General features: G+C 61.2%; 17 protein-coding genes and 1 pseudogene. 8 read left to right on the forward strand and 10 right to left on the reverse strand.

Going from position 1 to position 17627, the window contains the following annotated elements:
* Positions 1-59: 59 nt before the first annotated feature.
* Together lpxH and ACP7BX_RS13995 are read right to left on the reverse strand one after the other, a co-directional pair.
* Positions 60-809, reverse strand: a complete 750-nt coding sequence (gene lpxH / locus ACP7BX_RS13990) for a UDP-2,3-diacylglucosamine diphosphatase (protein ID WP_016977437.1) — start codon at positions 807-809, stop codon at positions 60-62.
* Complete coding sequence (locus ACP7BX_RS13995) at positions 806-1309, reverse strand: peptidylprolyl isomerase (protein ID WP_016977438.1); 504 nt, start codon at positions 1307-1309, stop codon at positions 806-808. Before ACP7BX_RS13995 ends, lpxH begins: the two co-directional genes overlap by 4 nt.
* A gap of 247 nt (positions 1310-1556) precedes the next feature.
* Here ACP7BX_RS13995 and ACP7BX_RS14000 point away from each other — a divergent pair, with 247 nt between their 5' ends.
* Positions 1557-3257: a glutamine--tRNA ligase/YqeY domain fusion protein gene (locus ACP7BX_RS14000; RefSeq protein ID WP_314530043.1), complete on the forward strand. Its 1701-nt coding sequence runs from the start codon at positions 1557-1559 to the stop codon at positions 3255-3257.
* A gap of 18 nt (positions 3258-3275) precedes the next feature.
* Positions 3276-4664 (forward strand): cysteine--tRNA ligase, encoded by a 1389-nt coding sequence (gene cysS / locus ACP7BX_RS14005; protein WP_426160614.1) that lies wholly within the window; start codon positions 3276-3278, stop codon positions 4662-4664.
* Between the two features lie 67 nt (positions 4665-4731).
* Here cysS and ACP7BX_RS14010 read toward each other — a convergent pair whose 3' ends face one another.
* Complete coding sequence (locus tag ACP7BX_RS14010; protein WP_426160615.1) at positions 4732-5283, reverse strand: dihydrofolate reductase family protein; 552 nt, start codon at positions 5281-5283, stop codon at positions 4732-4734.
* Between the two features lie 111 nt (positions 5284-5394).
* Here ACP7BX_RS14010 and lepB point away from each other — a divergent pair.
* Both lepB and ACP7BX_RS14020 read left to right on the forward strand, forming a co-directional pair.
* Positions 5395-6062 (forward strand): annotated as a pseudogene (gene lepB, locus ACP7BX_RS14015) (signal peptidase I).
* A gap of 50 nt (positions 6063-6112) precedes the next feature.
* A complete protein-coding gene (locus ACP7BX_RS14020) occupies positions 6113-6571 on the forward strand; it encodes an HIT family protein (protein ID WP_426160616.1) in 459 nt (152 codons plus the stop codon).
* A gap of 125 nt (positions 6572-6696) precedes the next feature.
* Here ACP7BX_RS14020 and ACP7BX_RS14025 read toward each other — a convergent pair whose 3' ends face one another.
* From ACP7BX_RS14025 to ACP7BX_RS14055, 7 genes are all read right to left on the reverse strand, one after another.
* Positions 6697-7035, reverse strand: coding sequence for a Na+/H+ antiporter subunit G (locus ACP7BX_RS14025; RefSeq protein WP_028616866.1), 339 nt, complete (start codon positions 7033-7035; stop codon positions 6697-6699).
* Positions 7032-7310 carry a K+/H+ antiporter subunit F gene (locus ACP7BX_RS14030; RefSeq protein WP_010209507.1) on the reverse strand — a complete coding sequence of 93 codons (279 nt, stop codon included), beginning with the start codon at positions 7308-7310 and terminating at the stop codon, positions 7032-7034. Before ACP7BX_RS14030 ends, ACP7BX_RS14025 begins: the two co-directional genes overlap by 4 nt.
* Positions 7307-7795: a Na+/H+ antiporter subunit E gene (locus tag ACP7BX_RS14035; protein WP_426161302.1), complete on the reverse strand. Its 489-nt coding sequence runs from the start codon at positions 7793-7795 to the stop codon at positions 7307-7309. Before ACP7BX_RS14035 ends, ACP7BX_RS14030 begins: the two co-directional genes overlap by 4 nt.
* Positions 7792-9474 carry a monovalent cation/H+ antiporter subunit D gene (locus ACP7BX_RS14040; protein ID WP_177095432.1) on the reverse strand — a complete coding sequence of 561 codons (1683 nt, stop codon included), beginning with the start codon at positions 9472-9474 and terminating at the stop codon, positions 7792-7794. Before ACP7BX_RS14040 ends, ACP7BX_RS14035 begins: the two co-directional genes overlap by 4 nt.
* Complete coding sequence (locus ACP7BX_RS14045; protein ID WP_003192163.1) at positions 9471-9815, reverse strand: Na+/H+ antiporter subunit C; 345 nt, start codon at positions 9813-9815, stop codon at positions 9471-9473. Before ACP7BX_RS14045 ends, ACP7BX_RS14040 begins: the two co-directional genes overlap by 4 nt.
* Entirely contained in the window at positions 9815-12736 is a 2922-nt protein-coding gene (locus tag ACP7BX_RS14050; RefSeq protein ID WP_426160652.1) for a monovalent cation/H+ antiporter subunit A, read from the reverse strand. The genes ACP7BX_RS14045 and ACP7BX_RS14050 overlap by 1 nt, the downstream gene beginning before the upstream one ends.
* Positions 12737-12865: 129 nt before the next feature.
* Positions 12866-13795: a DMT family transporter gene (locus ACP7BX_RS14055; RefSeq protein WP_038846035.1), complete on the reverse strand. Its 930-nt coding sequence runs from the start codon at positions 13793-13795 to the stop codon at positions 12866-12868.
* A gap of 92 nt (positions 13796-13887) precedes the next feature.
* Here ACP7BX_RS14055 and ACP7BX_RS14060 point away from each other — a divergent pair, with 92 nt between their 5' ends.
* From ACP7BX_RS14060 to ACP7BX_RS14075, 4 genes are all read left to right on the forward strand, one after another.
* The gene (locus ACP7BX_RS14060; protein ID WP_016977449.1) at positions 13888-14451 is read left to right on the forward strand and encodes a helix-turn-helix domain-containing protein; all 564 of its coding nucleotides are present in this window, start codon (positions 13888-13890) and stop codon (positions 14449-14451) included.
* Positions 14452-14605: 154 nt separating this feature from the next.
* Positions 14606-15802, forward strand: coding sequence for an SfnB family sulfur acquisition oxidoreductase (locus tag ACP7BX_RS14065; protein WP_426160651.1), 1197 nt, complete (start codon positions 14606-14608; stop codon positions 15800-15802).
* 9 nt (positions 15803-15811) lie between these two features.
* A complete protein-coding gene (locus ACP7BX_RS14070; RefSeq protein WP_177110635.1) occupies positions 15812-16138 on the forward strand; it encodes an acyl-CoA dehydrogenase in 327 nt (108 codons plus the stop codon).
* Entirely contained in the window at positions 16138-17517 is a 1380-nt protein-coding gene (locus ACP7BX_RS14075; RefSeq protein ID WP_426160650.1) for an LLM class flavin-dependent oxidoreductase, read from the forward strand. Before ACP7BX_RS14070 ends, ACP7BX_RS14075 begins: the two co-directional genes overlap by 1 nt.
* The last annotated feature ends 110 nt before the right edge of the window (positions 17518-17627 follow it).

The following is a 17627-nucleotide window of genomic DNA, read 5'->3' on the forward strand; positions in this document are numbered from 1 at the left end:
GCTTGCCCCGCGCGAGGCAAGCTCGCTCACCACAAAAAAGCGAACCGGAACGCGGTGTATCAGGCGCCGGGCAGCGCCAACTGCGGGTTCACAAAATCAAACGCCGCCAACTGAAACCCTTGCTCATCCACCTGCAACGCCCACCCTTGCTTGTCCCAATCCCCCAGCACAATGCGCTTGGCCGCCTGGTCACCAATCTGCAACTTATGAATGGCGGGGCGGTGGGTGTGGCCGTGGACCAGGGTGCGCACGCCGAACTGCTGCATCACCCGTGGCACTTCCTCGGGGGTGACATCAACAATGTCGTTAGCCTTCATGCGCGTTTGCGCCCGGCTTTCGCTGCGCAGCTTGCGCGCCAACTTGTGGCGGGTGCTCAAAGGAAGGTGGCGCAGGATAAACAGCACAATGGGGTTGCGCAGGATGCGTCGCAGCTTCATATAGCCGACGTCGCGGGTACAGAGGCTGTCGCCGTGCATCAACAGCACGGGCTCGCCATGGAGCTGCACGACACTCGGGTCCTTGAGCAAGGTGGCACCTGCGGCTTTGCAGAACGCCTTGCCGATCAGGAAATCGCGGTTGCCGTGCATGATGAAAATCGGGGTGCCGCTGTCGCTCAGCTCACGCAGAGCCTCGCAGATGGAACGCTGGAAGGGGGTCATCCCATCGTCGCCAATCCAGGCTTCAAAGAAGTCCCCCAGAATGTACAACGCCTGGGCGCCACGGGCGCGGGTGTGGAGCAGATCCAGAAACGCCCGGGTGATATCCGGGCGCTCCTCTTCCAGATGCAAATCTGAAATCAGCAATATCACCCAACGATCTCGGCTTTCTCGACGATAACGTCTTCTACCGGAACGTCCTGGTGACCGGCTTTACCGGTGGTCTGCACGCCTTTGATCTTGTCAACGACGTCCTGGCCTTCGGTCACTTTACCGAATACCGCGTAGCCCCAACCCTGCACGTTCTTGCCGCTGTGGTTCAGGAAGGCATTGTCGGCGACGTTGATGAAGAACTGCGCGGAGGCCGAATGCGGCTCCATGGTACGGGCCATGGCGACGGTGTACTTGTCGTTGGAAAGGCCGTTGTCCGCTTCGTTCTGGATGCTTGGGCGCTTGTCTTTCTTTTCTTTCATGCCAGGCTCGAAACCGCCGCCCTGGACCATGAAGTTGCCGATGACACGGTGGAAAACAGTGTTTTCGTAGTGGCCGGCGTTCACGTACTCGATGAAGTTGGCGACGGTGATCGGCGCTTTCTCGGCGTTCAGCTCGATGACGATGTCACCGTGGTTGGTGGTCAGTTTGACTTGAGTCATGTTCATTACTCTTTTCAGGGAATTCGTGGGTTTGGGTGCCTGGCACCACGACCGGTATGGCGAAATTGCGGCCAAGGCGCGCAGTTTAGCGTGCCCTGCAGGAATTTCGAGGTGGTTTTTTACCGCCGGTGCAATAAATGCAGCAGTTTTTGGCCGCGCTCTGTCAGGTACTTGACAGCATCGGCTATGATATCGCCTTTGTTTTGTCGGCCTAGCCCGGCCACGTACTTGTCTGTTCAAGGATCCTATGAGCAAGCCCACTGTCGACCCTACCTCGAATTCCAAGGCCGGACCTGCCGTCCCGGTCAATTTCCTGCGCCCGATCATCCAGGCGGACCTGGATTCGGGCAAGCACACGCAGATCGTCACCCGCTTCCCGCCAGAGCCCAACGGCTACCTGCACATCGGTCACGCCAAGTCGATCTGTGTGAACTTCGGCCTGGCCCAGGAATTCGGTGGCGTCACGCACCTGCGTTTCGACGACACCAACCCGGCCAAGGAAGACCAGGAATACATCGACGCCATCGAAAGCGACATCAAGTGGCTGGGCTTCGAATGGTCCGGTGAAGTGCGCTATGCCTCCAAATACTTCGACCAGCTGTTCGACTGGGCCGTCGAACTGATCAAAGCAGGCAAGGCCTATGTCGACGACCTGAGCCCGGAACAGGCCAAGGAATACCGTGGCACCCTGACCGAACCGGGCAAGAACAGCCCGTTCCGCGACCGTTCGGTGGAAGAGAACCTGGACTGGTTCGCCCGCATGCGCGCTGGCGAGTTCCCGGACGGCGCCCGCGTGCTGCGTGCCAAGATCGACATGGCCTCGCCGAACATGAACCTGCGCGACCCGATCATGTACCGCATCCGCCACGCCCATCACCACCAGACCGGTGACAAGTGGTGCATTTACCCGAACTACGACTTCACCCACGGTCAGTCGGACGCCATCGAAGGCATCACGCACTCCATCTGCACCCTGGAGTTCGAAAGCCATCGCCCGCTGTACGAATGGTTCCTGGACAGCCTGCCGGTGCCGGCGCACCCGCGTCAGTACGAGTTCAGCCGCCTGAACCTGAACTACACCATCACCAGCAAGCGCAAGCTCAAGCAACTGGTTGACGAGAAACACGTCCACGGTTGGGACGACCCGCGCATGTCCACGCTGTCGGGCTTCCGCCGCCGTGGCTACACACCGGCGTCGATCCGCAACTTCTGCGACATGGTCGGCACCAACCGTTCCGACGGCGTGGTCGACTTCGGCATGCTCGAATTCAGCATCCGCCAGGACCTCGACGCCAACGCCCCGCGCGCCATGTGCGTGCTGCGTCCGTTGAAAGTCGTGATCACCAACTACCCGGAAGATCAGGTCGACAACCTTGAGTTGCCGCGTCATCCGCAAAAAGAAGAACTCGGCGTGCGCAAGCTGCCGTTCGCCCGTGAAATCTACATCGACCGCGATGACTTCATGGAAGAGCCGCCAAAAGGCTACAAGCGCCTGGAGCCGAATGGCGAAGTGCGCCTTCGCGGCAGCTACGTGATCCGTGCCGATGAAGCGATCAAGGACGCCGATGGCAACATCGTCGAACTGCGTTGCTCCTACGATCCGGACACCCTGGGCAAGAACCCTGAAGGCCGCAAGGTCAAGGGCGTGATCCACTGGGTGCCAGCTGCCGCCAGCATCGAGTGCGAAGTGCGCCTGTACGATCGCCTGTTCCGCTCGCCGAACCCGGAAAAGGCCGAAGACAGCGCCAGCTTCCTGGACAACATCAACCCTGACTCCCTGCAAGTACTCACTGGTTGTCGTGCCGAACCCTCGTTGGGCGAAGCACAGCCGGAAGACCGTTTCCAATTCGAGCGCGAAGGTTACTTCTGCGCGGATATCAAGGACTCGAAACCAGGTCGCCCGGTATTCAACCGTACCGTGACCTTGCGTGATTCGTGGGGCCAGTGATTCTCTAAGGAAGCCGTTGTGCTAACGATCTACAACACACTCAGCAAGACCAAAGAAGTCTTCAAGCCGCTGGATGGCAACAAGGTGCGCATGTACGTGTGCGGCATGACCGTGTACGACTATTGCCACATCGGCCACGGCCGCAGCATGGTTGCCTTCGACCTGGTGACCCGCTGGTTGCGTTTCAGCGGCTATGACTTGACCTACGTGCGCAACATCACCGACATCGACGACAAGATCATCAACCGCGCCAACGAAAACGGTGAGTCTTTCGACGCGCTGACCGAGCGCATGATCGCCGCGATGCACGAGGACGAGGCGCGCCTCAACATCCTCAAGCCGGACATGGAACCGCGTGCCACGGACCACATCCCTGGCATGCACGCGATGATCCAGACCCTGATCGACAAGGGTTACGCCTACGCCCCAGGCAACGGCGACGTGTACTACCGCGTCGCCAAGTTCATGGGCTATGGCAAGCTGTCGCGCAAGAAAATCGAAGACCTGCGTATCGGCGCACGCATTGAAGTCGACGAAGCCAAGCAGGATCCGCTCGACTTCGTGCTGTGGAAAGCTACCAAGCCGGGCGAGCCAAGCTGGGAATCGCCATGGGGCGCCGGGCGTCCGGGCTGGCACATCGAATGCTCGGTGATGTCCACCTGCTGCCTGGGCGAGACCTTCGACATTCATGGCGGCGGCAGCGACCTGGAGTTCCCGCACCACGAAAACGAAATCGCCCAGAGCGAAGCCGCCACCGGCAAGACCTACGCCAACGCCTGGATGCACTGCGGCATGATCCGCATCAATGGCGAGAAGATGTCCAAGTCCTTGAACAACTTCTTCACCATTCGCGACGTGCTGGAAAAGTACCATCCAGAGGTTGTGCGTTACCTGCTGGTGTCGAGCCACTACCGCAGCGCGATCAACTACTCGGAAGACAACCTCAAGGACGCCAAAGGCGCCCTGGAGCGGTTCTACCATGCGTTGAAAGGCCTGCCGGCCGTGGCGCCGGCTGGCGGCGAAGCGTTCGTGGCCCGCTTCACCGAAGTCATGAACGACGACTTCGGCACACCGGAAGCCTGCGCGGTGCTGTTCGAGATGGTGCGCGAGATCAACCGCCTGCGCGAGAGCGATCTCGATGCAGCGGCTGGCCTGGCGGCCCGCTTGAAAGAACTGGCCAGCGTGCTTGGGGTTCTGCAAATGAAGCCTGAGGACTTCCTGCAAGCCGGCGCCGAAGGGCGTGTGGATGCTGCTGAGGTTGATGCGTTGATTCAGGCGCGTCTGGCTGCTCGTGCTAACAAAGACTGGGCGGAATCCGACCGTATCCGCGACCAACTGACCGCCATGGGCGTGGTGTTGGAAGACGGGAAGGGTGGGACGACGTGGCGGTTGGCTGATCAGGCTTGATCGGTAAACGCTGAATGAAAAACGCCCCGACTGGTTCGGGGCGTTTTTTTTGGACGCGGGCTTGGCTTCAATGCTTACTATCTACGTCATACTTGCTCTGAACAAACCCATTGTCCGACACGTAGGTTCCGACATGGCGCAGCTCATGCCCACTGCCAACCTGGCTGAACAGTGGAATACCTTGCCCCAGCAAAACCGGGATACGGGTAATGATCAGCTCATTGATCAGGCCGGCTTCAAGAAACGCCTGGATTGTCTGGCCGCCGTCGATATAGAGGTGCTTCATACCGCGTTCGGCCAACGTTGCCACGAGCGAGGTCACGTCTCCCGCCATGACCTCAACCTTGCCTTCCAGATGCGTCGGGATTTCCAGTTGCTGGCGAGACAGGACAATGACCGGCGTACCCTCATAGGGCCATTCCGGAAAGGACAGCACTTTCTCCAGGGTTTTTCGGCCCATCACCAGCGCATCCACCGTGGCGATGAAGCTTTCATAGGTCACGCCATTCAGCTCAGCGGTTTCATACTCCGGCCGGTGCAACCAGTCGATATCACCGTCCGGACGGGCAATAAAACCGTCGACGCTGGCTGCGATAAAGACTGAGCATTTGATATCCATGGCGAAACTCCTTTTTGTGCGCTTGGACGCTAATGATAATTTAATCCTGACCTGCAACAACCGAGCCTCTAAGAAATTGCCCTGATGCCCCTTTCTGTCGTGCGAGGATGTATGCGAAGTTGGTTGATCCGTTACCGTTACGCAATCATGTTCTGGGTGTGCTTCGGCGTTTTTCGCACCTCCCTGGCCGATTGGAATCCGATTCCCTCCGGCTCCATGCGCCCGACCTTGCTGGAGGGCGATGTGGTGCTGGTCAACCGCGTGGCCTATGACCTCAAGGTGCCGCTCACCGATATTTCCCTGGCCAAGCTCGACAACCCGCAGCGCGGCGATGTGGTGACATTTTCATCGCCAAAGGATGGCATGCGCCTGATCAAGCGCATCGTCGGTATTCCCGGTGACACCCTGGAAATGAAAGACGAGGTGCTGTGGGTCAACGGCGTGCCGTCCACCTACAGTGATGCCCAGGACATCAGCGAGCCCATCGTGCCCGGCCACACGGTGCCAGGGATCAAGCTGAACGAGCTGGCGGCCAACCGTCAGCGCACGGTGCAGTTCATGCCGACGGTGCGGGCGTTGCGCAGTTTTGGCCCGGTCATTGTGCCGGCTGACAGTTACTTCATGCTGGGGACAACCGCGATAACAGCGACGACTCCCGGTATATCGGTTTTGTGCCGCGCCGGCTGTTGATCGGGCGGGCGCATCATGTGCTGGCTTCAGCGCAGATTCTGGATGATTGGATGCCGCGGTTTCGCAGGTTTGGCGCGTCGATTTTGTAATAGAATTTCTGCCAGTTGAAGGACACCCGGATCCACTGACGGAGATTCAAATGGATTGTATTTTCTGCCGCATCGTTCAAAAGACTTCCCCGGCACACATCTTGTGGGAAGACGACCAGCATATGGCGTTTCTCTCGATCTTCCCTAACACCCCCGGTTTCAGCGTGGTGATTCCCAAGCAGCACTACGGCAGCTATGCGTTTGCGCAGTCGGATGAGGTGTTGGCCGGGCTCGCGATATCGGCGAAGAAGACCGCGTTGCAGATCGACCGGGCGTTTCCCGATGTGGCGCGCACGGGGATGATGCTGGAGGGGTATGGCGTGGATCATCTGCATGCGAAGTTGTTTCCCATGCATGGCACTGGGTCGGACAGTGCGTTCAAGCCGTTGAGTTCGAAGGTGGACAAGTTCTTCGAGGTGTATGAGGGATATATCTCGTCCCATGATCATGGGCGGGCGGATGATGCTGAGTTGTCCGAACTGGCGGCGCACATTCGATCTTTTGCCTAGCACAAAACCAAATGTGGGAGCGGGCTTGCTCGCGAAAGCGGAGTGTCAGTCACTGTATGTGTTCCTGATACACCGCTTTCGCGAGCAAGCCCGCTCCCACTTTTTTTCCGCGTACTTTTCAGGTATCAGCGCCGGCTGCTGACCTCCGCCGGCACATCATCCCCCGCCATGCGCTTACGGAACAACGCCGTACGCGCCAGCAGCAACGTGGTCACCGGCACCGTGATCGACAGCAAGATCGGAATCAACCACCCGTGCAACACCGGGCCGGACTTGAGCACCGAAAAGTAGATGATCGACGCCAACGCCACACACCACGCCCCCAACGTCGAAGCCAATGCCGGCGGGTGCATGCGTTGGAAGAAGTCCTTCATCCTTAGCAAGCCGATCGCGCCAATCAATGCAAACACACTGCTCAACACCAGCAGCACGGCCACGACGATTTCCATCCATAACGGCATCATTCAATCACCTCCCCACGCAGCAGGAATTTCGCCAGGGCAAACGAGCCGACGAAGCCGAACAGCGCAATCAGCAGCGCCGCTTCAAAGTAGGTGTCACTGGCGTAGCGAATGCCCAACACCAGCATCATCAGCATCGCCAGGATGTACAGGTAGTCCAGCGCCAATACCCGGTCCTGGGCCGATGGGCCTTTGAACAGACGGATCAGCGTCAGCACCATGGCCAGTGAGAACAGGAACAGGCTGAGCAGGATCGCATTGGAGAGCAGGGCGCTCATTCGAAGATCTCCATCAGGGGCCGTTCGTAGGTGGACTTGAAGTGCTCGATGAAGGGCACTTCATCCTCCAGGTCAAACACGTGCAAGAGCAGGATGCTGCGGTCCAGCGCCAGTTCCGACCAGATGGTGCCGGGCACCACCGTGGTGATCATCGACAACGCCGCCAGGCCGTTGGCGTCGCGCAGGTCCAGGGGGATCTTGATGAAGCGCGAACGCGGTGGACGGGAGCCGCACCTCAGTACGCCCCAGGCCACTTGCAGGTTGGAGATGATCACATCGCGGCCGACCAGGAAAAACAGGCGAATGATCACCCCTGGGCGGCGAATGCGAATCGGCAACGGCCGCAGCGGCGCCATCATCAGCGGCGCCAGAAAACCCAGCAGTGCGCCCAGCAGCAGGTTGCCGGGGCTTACGGACAGGTTGAGCACCAGCCACAGCAGCCACAACGCCAGCGACAACCACGGGGCAGGGAACAGACGCTTCATGGCTGCACCTCCAGCGCGGCGGCCTTGGCTTCAGGGCTCGGCACCGGGCGCGTGGCCATCACCGCCATCACGTAGTGTTCCGGGTTGTTCAGGCTGACGGCTGTGTCCTGGGTGTAGCGCATCAGCGGCTCGGCCTTGAAGGTCAGCAGGATGCTCAAGCCCAGCAGGAAGAAGATCGGCAGGCACTCGTAGCGACGCAGCAGCGGCGAAGGGCGCTCTTCCGGGGTCCAGAAACGCTGGATGCCGAGGCGGGCGAAGGCGATCAACGAGGCCAGGCCCGATAAGATCAGCAGCGCCACCAAGCCCCAGGCCGCCGGACGGATCGGCGCGTCAACGCTGACGCCCAGGCCCAGCGGATTGACCAGTGCACTCAACAGGCTGAGCTTGCCGATAAACCCGGACAGCGGCGGCATGCCAATGATCAGCAGGGCGCAGGCGATAAAACTCAAACCCAGGAAGGCCATGGTCCAGGGAATCACCTGGCCGACCACGGCTTGCTGTTCATCGTCGAGGTTGACGCCGGGCCGTGGGTGCAGCGATTCCATGGCTTTGGGCAGCGCATCGATCTCTTCATCCAGCGGCAGGTCGTTGGCCGAGCGCGAACGCTCGATCAATTCGGCCAGCAGGAACAGCGCGCTTAATGCCAAGGTAGAACTGACCAGATAAAACAGCGCCCCCGCCGTCAGGCTCGGCTGAGCGAAACCAACGGCTGACAGCAAGATCCCCGCCGACACCAGGATACTCAAGCTGGCCATGCGCTCCAGCCGCTGCGCCGCCACCATCGCCAACCCGGCGCAGATGATGGTCGCCATGCCGCCATACACCAGCCAGTCGCCGCCAAACAGCGCCGAGGCACCGGCCTGGCCGGAGAACAGCAGGGTCCACAGGCGCAGCACGGTGTACACGCCGACCTTGGTCATGATCGCGAACATCGCCGCCACCGGCGCACTCGCCGAGGAATAGGCGGGCGCCAGCCAGAAGTTCAGTGGCCACATGCCGGCCTTGGCCAGGAATGCCGTCGCCAGGATCGCCGCACCGGCGTGCAACAGGCCACGATCCGCCTCCGGCACCAGCGGGATTTTCAACGCCAGGTCAGCGAAGTTCAGCGTGCCAGTCACCCCGTAGATCATCGCCGCGCCAATCAAAAACAGCGACGACGCGAGCAGGTTGATCGCAATGTAATGCAGCCCCGCCGACACCCGCGCCCGGCCCGAGCCGTGCAGCATCAAGCCATAGGACGCCGCCAGCAGCACCTCGAAGAATACGAACAGGTTGAACAGGTCGGCGGTGAGGAAGGCGCCATACAGACCCATCATCTGCACCTGGAACAGCGCGTGGAAACTGGTGCCCGCACGGTCCCAGCGGGCCATGGCGAACAACAGCGCACTCACGCCGATGATGCCGGTGAGCACCAGCATCAGTGCCGATAACTGATCCACCACCAACACGATGCCAAACGGCACTTGCCAGTTTCCCGGCAGGTACACGCCAATCGAGCCGGGGCCGCCTTTTTGCGTCCAGTACAGCAGCAAAACAGCGATGCCCAGGCCGATCATGCTGGAAAACAGGTTGATGCGCGCCTTGAGCGGGCGGTGCTTCTCGCCGAGCATCAGCATCAATGCGGCGGTGAGCAACGGCAGCAGGATCGGCGCGACGATCATTTGATTCATCCACGTCATTCCTTGGGCTCCCGGCCGTCCACATGGTCCGTGCCGGTCAAGCCACGGGAGGCGAGCAGCACCACCAGGAACAAGGCGGTCATGGCGAAGCTGATCACGATAGCCGTCAGCACCAACGCCTGGGGCAGGGGATCGGTGTAGTTGAGCAAGTCTTGCGGCACGCCGTCCTTGATGATCGGCTCTTTGCCGATAAACAGGCTGCCCATGCTGAAAATGAACAGGTTGACCCCGTACGACAATAGGCACAGGCCCATCACCACCTGGAAGGTCCGTGGCCGCAGGATCAGCCAGACGCCGGAGGCCGCCAGGACCCCAATGGCAATTGCGATGACTTCTTCCATCAGGCGGCTCCTTCCGTTGCGGCAACCACTTTGGCCTGGTTGCTCGGTTTATGGGCCCGCACGGACTGGTGGCCGAGGGCGGTGAGCATCAGCAGCGTCGAGCCGACGACCATGGCGTACACGCCGACGTCGAAGAACAAGGCGCTGGCGATATGGATGTCGCCGAGCAGCGGCAGGCTGAAATGCCAGGTGTGGGTGGTGAGGAATGGATACCCGGCAAACAGTGCACCGAGGCCGGTCAGCGTCGCCGAGAACAGCCCGAAGCCCATCCAGCGCATCGGCCGCAGGCTCATCTGCGCCTCGACCCACTGCGTGCCGGCGACCATGTATTGCAGGATAAACGCCACCGACATCACCAGGCCGGCGACAAACCCGCCGCCCGGTTGGTTGTGGCCGCGCATGAACAGGTAGAACGACACCACCAGCGCAATCGGCAGCAGCAGGCGCACCAGCACCGCCGGCACCATCATGAAGCCCAGGGCGGTGTCGCTGGCCTGGCGTGGGTTGACCAGGTCGGTAGCCACGTCCGGCGCCAACTGGCGCTGTTGGGCGGGCAGTTGCATGCTTTCTTTAGATGGGCGGAAGCGTCGCAGCAGGGCGTAAACGGTCAGCGCCACGGCGCCGAGCACGGTGATTTCACCCAGGGTGTCGAAGCCCCGGAAGTCCACCAGCATCACGTTCACCACATTGCTGCCGCCGCCTTCGGGCAGGGCACGGCTTAAGTAGAACGAGGAAATGTCGTTGGGCGTCTGGCGTGTCAGCATCGCGTAGGACAGCAGCGCCATGCCGCCGCCGACCACGGTCGACAACAGGAAGTCGCGCAGGCGCCGGATGCGCGCCTTGCGCAAGGAACTTGGCAGTGGCGACACTTCTTCGATCCGCCGTGGCAGCCAGCGCAGGCCGAGCAGGATCAGCACCGTGGTCACCACTTCCACCACCAGTTGGGTCAGCGCCAGGTCCGGCGCCGAGAACCACACGAAGGTCACGCAGGTCATCAGGCCGCACACGCTGACCATGGTCAGGGCCGCCAGCCGGTGGTACTTGGCTTGCCAGGCGGCACCGAGGGCACAGGCAATCGCCAGCAGCCATAGGGTCACGAATACGATTGAACCGGGGATCTTCGGCCGGTCGCCCCAGCTGAGGCTGCTGTGCAGCATCGGGATCAAACCGGCGATGACCGCCGCCAGTACCAGCAGGAACAACTGGGTCTGCAGGCGTTTGGTGCTGACCAGCTTCTCGATCTTGCGCGTGCCACGCATCAACACCACCAGGCAGCGCTCGAAGCCGCGCTTGCCATTGAAGTAGCTGATCACGGGCGGGTATTTGAAGCGGCCACGCTTGAGTTGCTTGCGCAGCAGCAGGTAGAGCACCACGCCAGCGGACATGGCCACCAGGCTCATGATCATCGGCGCGTTCCAACCATGCCAGATCGCCAGGCTGTACTCCGGCAGCACGCCGCCGACGACAGGCAAGGCGGCAGCGGCGAGGATCGAACCGACCATCTGGGCCGGGAAAATCCCCACCAGCAGACAGGTGAACACCAGCAGCTCCACCGGCGCACGCATCCAGCGGGGGGGTTCGTGGGGCGTGTGCGGCAGGTTGGTGGCGGTGGGGCCAAAGAACACATCAATGGTGAAGCGCAGCGCATAGACCACGCTGAACGTACCCGCGACCGTCGCGATCACCGGCAGGGCAAATTCCACCCAGGCGGTGGAGGAGATGAACACGGTTTCGGCGAAGAACATCTCTTTGGACAGGAAACCGTTGAGCAACGGCACCCCGGCCATGGACGCACTGGCAACCATCGCCAGGGTCGCGGTAAAGGGAATCAAGCGGACCAGGCCACTGAGCTTGCGGATGTCACGGGTGCCGCTTTCGTGGTCGATGATGCCGGCGGCCATGAACAACGAGGCCTTGAACGTGGCGTGGTTGAGGATGTGGAACACGGCTGCAACGGCGGCCAGTGGGCTGTTGAGGCCCAGCAATAAGGTGATCAAGCCGAGGTGGCTGATGGTGGAATAGGCCAGCAGGCCCTTGAGGTCGTTTTGAAAGATCGCGCAGTAAGCGCCGAGAAGCAGGGTGATCGCGCCGGCACCGCCGACGATATAGAACCATTCTTCGCTGCCGGACAGCGACGGCCACAGGCGGGCCAACAGGAACACGCCGGCCTTCACCATCGTTGCCGAATGCAAGTACGCCGACACCGGCGTGGGCGCCGCCATTGCGTGAGGCAGCCAGAAGTGGAAGGGAAACTGCGCGCTTTTACTCAAGGCACCGATCAGCACCAGGGCCAGCATGACCGGGTACAGCGAGTGCGCGCGAATCTGATCGCCCGCTGCCAGCACCTGGTCCAAGTCGTAGCTGCCGACGATATGCCCCAGCAACATAACGCCCGCCAGCAGGCACAAGCCGCCTGCGCCAGTGACCATCAACGCCATGTACGCGCCGCGTCGCGCGTCGGCGCGGTGGTGCCAGTAGCCGATCAGCAGGAACGAGAACAGGCTGGTCAGTTCCCAGAAGAACACGATCTGGACCAGGTTGCCGGAAATCACCAGCCCGAGCATGGCGCCCATGAACGCCAGGAAAAACGCGAAGAAGCGCGGCACCGGGTCGTCCGGTGACATGTAATAGCGCGCATACAACGACACCAGCGTGCCGATGCCCAGCACCAGCATCGAGAACAGCCAGGCAAACCCATCCATGCGCAGCACGAAGTTCAGCCCGAGGCTGGGCAACCACATGAATTCTTCGCGGATCACGCCCCCGTGGGCGATCTGGGGGTAGAGCAGGGCGACTTGAATGGTGCCGACCAGGGCCACAAGGCCGGCCAACAGGGATTCGGTGTTACGTGCATTGTGCGGCAGCAAGGCCGCCAGACAGCTGCCAGCGAACGGCAGAAGCAGTAGAACTATCAGGGACATAGGCTTCTAATCTGCGGGAGTTTGGGATGCATCATACGTGCCGCTTTCTCGATCACCAAACGGCAAGATGTGGCAGGATCCTACAAGGTAGGCCGAAAACTCCCATTTGGCATTGTTTCAATGCCCCGCTTAGCCCTGATGTTCCTGCTCCAGCTCATTGTCCACTGCAAGCGCCTTTTGTGCCTTGGTCTTCATTTCACTGACAATCACCGCCGCCACAATCAACGCCGCGCCCAGCATCGCAATCGGCGGGAAGCGCTCCCCGGCGATCCGTCCCACCACGCCTGCCCACACCGGCTCACCGGCATAAATCAACGTGGCTCGGGTGGGCGAAACGCTTTGCTGCGCCCAGTTCATGGCGACTTGGATCACCGCACTGGTCAAACCCAGGCCCACTGCGCTGAACAGCAGCAGCCACGAAAAACCCGGCAGCGCCTCACCCATCGGCACCACCATCAGGAACGATAGCAATGACGCCGTGGCCAGTTGCACCACGGTCACCCGACGCACATCCACCTGCCCGGCAAAGGCGCTGATCAAGATGATTTCAGCGGCAATCGCGACGGCACCGATCAACGTGGCGATCTCACCTGGGCTGAAATTCAGCGAAGCGCCCGCCGGCCCGGTCAGCAGCATCAAGCCGGTAAACGCCAGCATGATGCCAATGCTCGGCATCAAGCCAGGACGGCGTCCCAATACCAGCCATTGCAACAGCGGCACGAACGGCACATACAACGCCGTGATAAACGCCGATTGGCTGCTCAGGATCGTCTGCAAGCCAATGGTTTGCAGCCCGTAGCCAAACATGATCGCCACGCCGATGAATACGCCGGCCTTCAACTCGAACAGCGTCAGGTCACGCAACGTGCGCAAGGAAAAGAAGCCGACCACAATCGCTGCCGCCGCAAACCGTAGCCCGACGAAAAACATCGGCCCGCTGACGGTCATTGCGTGTTGCACCAGCAAAAAGGTGCCGCCCCAGATCATGGTGATCACCACCAGGATGCATTCGGCTTTGCTGAAACGGTTGAAACGAGGGGAGGCGTTCGCGGTGGTCATGGCGGCTCGGTCTTGCAAGGGAAAGGCACGGACCGCACAATGCGCCGCACGCTGGGCAGTATACTGCGCACACCCACCCATTGAGCAATATAGTGCACAAAGAAAACCCACAACGGGCCTCGGTCCTGCAGCACGTCAGCCAGAACGTTCGTCGCCTGCGCCATGCCGCCGACCTGAGCCAGACCGCGCTCTCGGAAAAATCCGGGGTCAGCCGGCGCATGCTGGTGGCCATCGAGGCGGGGGAGAAGAATGTCAGCCTGTCCACCCTCGACCGGGTGGCCGAAGCCTTGGACGTGGCGTTCAGCGACCTGATCCAGGCGCCGGATGCCCCTGACCATAGCCGTATCAACGAGTTGGCCTGGGCCGGTGAAATCCCCGGCAGCAAGGCAGTGTTGCTGGCCAAGGCCACGGCACGGCGTGAGGTCGAGTTGTGGGAGATGCAACTGGAACCGGGCGATCGCTACAGCCCAGATCCCGACCCGGATGGCTGGAGCGTGCAACTGTTCGTGTTCGAAGGCTGCCTCACCCTGCTGGTGGGCGAGGAAGAAAAACACGTCGCCGCCGGCGAGTTTTACATGTTCGCCAGCCGCCACGTGCATGGCTATCGCAATGACGGCGATGTGTCCGTGCGGTTTGTACGCAACGTGGTGATCTAACTGTTCGCCCGGCAACAGTGGATGGACACTTTGCTGCTTTGAAACGCGCCATGTTGCGCTGAATGACCGGCAAATCGCTGATTTTATTGGCAATTAAATTCAGGCACGACTCCTGCAATCACTCCAGTATCCCCTCGGAGCCTGGAGTCGGCCCATGTCAGCCCACCCTCAACACCCTGCCCATATCATCCGCTCGGACGCGGAAGCCATCGAGGTCGCCACGCGCCTGGCTGCACGGTTTGCCGTCGACGCCAGCGAGCGCGACCGTGAGCGTCGCCTGCCGGTGGCCGAACTCGACGCGTTCTCGGCCAGCGGCCTGTGGGGCATCACCATTCCCAAGGCTTATGGCGGTGCCGAGGTGTCCTATGTGACGGTGGCTGAGGTGATCAAGTTGATCTCCGCCGCCGACCCCTCCCTGGGGCAGATTCCGCAGAACCACTTAGGCGTGGTCGACATTCTGCTGCAGACGGCCACGGAGGAACAAAAACACTACTACTTCGGCAAAGTCCTCGCCGGCTATCGTTTCGGCAACGCGTTCTCCGAAGCCAAGAGCAAGAACGCCGGCACCTTCGACACGCAGATCCGTTTCCACGGCGACACCGCGCAAATCAACGGCGAGAAGTTCTACTGCACCGGCGCGTTATTCGCCCACATCGTGCCCACCGTCGGCAATAACGAAAAAGACCAGGCGTTTATTGCCTTCATCGAACGCGATGCCCAAGGCCTGAATGTGATCGACAGCTGGGACGGTTTTGGCCAGCGCACCACCGCCAGCGGCGGCGTGACCCTTGACGGCGTAACCGTGCCTCTCAACGCGGTGATCCCCGCCCACCAGGCCTTCGATCAACCCACCGCCAACGGCCCGATTTCACAGATCATCCAGGCAGCCGTCGACACCGGCATCGCCCTGGGCGCCCTTGAACAGGCCAAGATCTACGCACGCCAGGCGCGGCCGTGGATCGACAGCCAGCAGGATCACGGCTGGCAGGACCCGTTCACCATCGCCGCCATCGGTGATCTGGAATGGCGTGTGCACGGCACCGAAGCCATCCTCGCCAAGGCCGGCCTGGCGGTGGACCGTGCCCTCGCCGAGCCAAGTGAAGACAGCGTGGCCCACGCCTCGCTGGTGGTGGCCCAGGCCAAAGTGCTGTCGGCCGAAACCGCCTTGCTCGCCAGCAGCAAGCTCTTCGAACTGGCCGGCACCCGCTCGGTCACCGGCAAGCACAACCTCGACCGCTTCTGGCGCAACGCACGCACCCACACCCTGCACGATCCGGCCCGCTGGAAATACCACCTGATCGGCAATTTCGTGCTCAACGGCGTGAAGCCCGCGCGCCACCCCTGGAACTGAGGATTGACCATGACCGCACTGAGCCTTGCGCGCCAACTGTTGGACAGCACCCGCCGCCATGTCCAGAAAAGCGATGACCCCTATGTGATCAGCCGCTTCGGCGATCTGCAGATCCGCGTCGACGTGGCCGCCGCCTTGCTGGAACGCGCTGAAACCCACCCAAGCCCGGTGGCCGCCACCGAGGCGCAGATCGCCGCCGCCGAAGCCTTGATTGCCGCGAGCAACGCCGAATTCGAACTGACCGGCCAACGCACCGCACTGCCGTCGACCCTCGACGACCCCCTGCGCTGGAAATACCAGGTTGTCGGCAACTACCACCTCAACGGAGTGCTTTGATGTCCCGTGAAATCCGCTTGAATGCCTTCGACATGAACTGTGTCGGCCACCAATCGCCCGGCCTGTGGGCGCACCCGCGTGACCGTTCGTGGCAGTACAAGGACCTGGAGTATTGGACCGACCTCGCCAAGATCCTTGAACGCGGCAAGTTCGACGGCCTGTTCATCGCCGACGTGCTGGGCATTTACGACGTGTACAACGGCAACGGCGACGCGGCGATTCGTCAGGCGGCTCAGGTGCCGGTCAATGATCCGCTGTCGTTGATCGCGCCGATGGCGTTGGTCACCGAACACCTTGGTTTCGGCTTGACGGCTTCGTTGTCATTCGAACATCCGTATCCGTTCGCCCGTCGCCTCTCGACCCTGGATCACCTGACCAAGGGCCGCATCGGCTGGAATATCGTCACCTCCTACCTGGAGAGTGGCGCCAAGAACCTCGGCCAAAAAGCCCAGACCGAACACGATGCGCGCTACGACTACGCCGAGGAATACCTCGAGGTTTGCTACAAACTCTGGGAAGGCAGCTGGGAGGAGGGCGCCGTCTTGCGTGATCGCGAGCGCCGGATTTTCAGCGACCCGAGCAAAATCCACGAGATCCGCCATGTCGGCAAACACTTCCAGGTGCCCGGTATTCACCTGTGTGAACCCTCGCCGCAACGTACGCCGGTGCTTTACCAGGCCGGCGCGTCCAGCCGAGGCAAACAGTTCGCCGCCGAGCAGGCCGAGTGTGTGTTCGTCGCCGCACCGTCCAAGGTGCTGCTGAAAAAAACGGTTGCTGACATCCGCCGGCGTGCCGCCGAAGCCGGGCGCGACCCGAAGAAAATCCTGATCTTCAACCTGCAGACCGTGATCGTCGGTGAGACCGATGCCAAGGCCAAGGCCAAGTTCGACGAGTACAAATCCTACGTCAGTTATGAAGGCGCGATGGCGTTGATCTCCGGCTGGACCGGCATCGACTTCAGTCAGTTCAAACCGGATGAACCGCTCAAGCATGTGCACACCAACGCCATTCAATCGGCGGTGGAAGCCTTCTCCACGGCCGACCCGAACAAAGTCTGGACGCCGAATGAACTGGCCGATTGGGTCGGCATCGGCGGCTTTGGCCCGCTGTTTGTCGGCGGCCCGGAAACCGTGGCGGACCTGTTGCAGGAGTGGGTCGAGGAAACCGACGTAGACGGCTTCAACCTGGCCTATGCGCTGACCCACGAAACCTTCATCGACGCCGTGGACCTGCTGGTGCCGGAGTTGCAGAAGCGCGGGGTGTACAAGACCGAATATGCCCAGGGCACGCTGCGCGAGAAGTTGTTGGGTGACGGTGCGCGGTTGGGCGCCAATCACCCCGGCGCCGGTTACCGCGACCTCAAGGCCACCACCCTCTAACTGAACACCCCGGTCAATGTGGGAGCTGGCTTGCCTGCGATAGCGGTAGGTCAGTTGGCTGATAAGTGACTGAAATACCGTCATCGCAGGCAAGCCAGCTCCCACATTTG

The organism is Pseudomonas sp. DWP3-1-3b3, assembly GCF_049896305.1.
Classification (GTDB): domain Bacteria; phylum Pseudomonadota; class Gammaproteobacteria; order Pseudomonadales; family Pseudomonadaceae; genus Aquipseudomonas; species Aquipseudomonas azotoformans_A.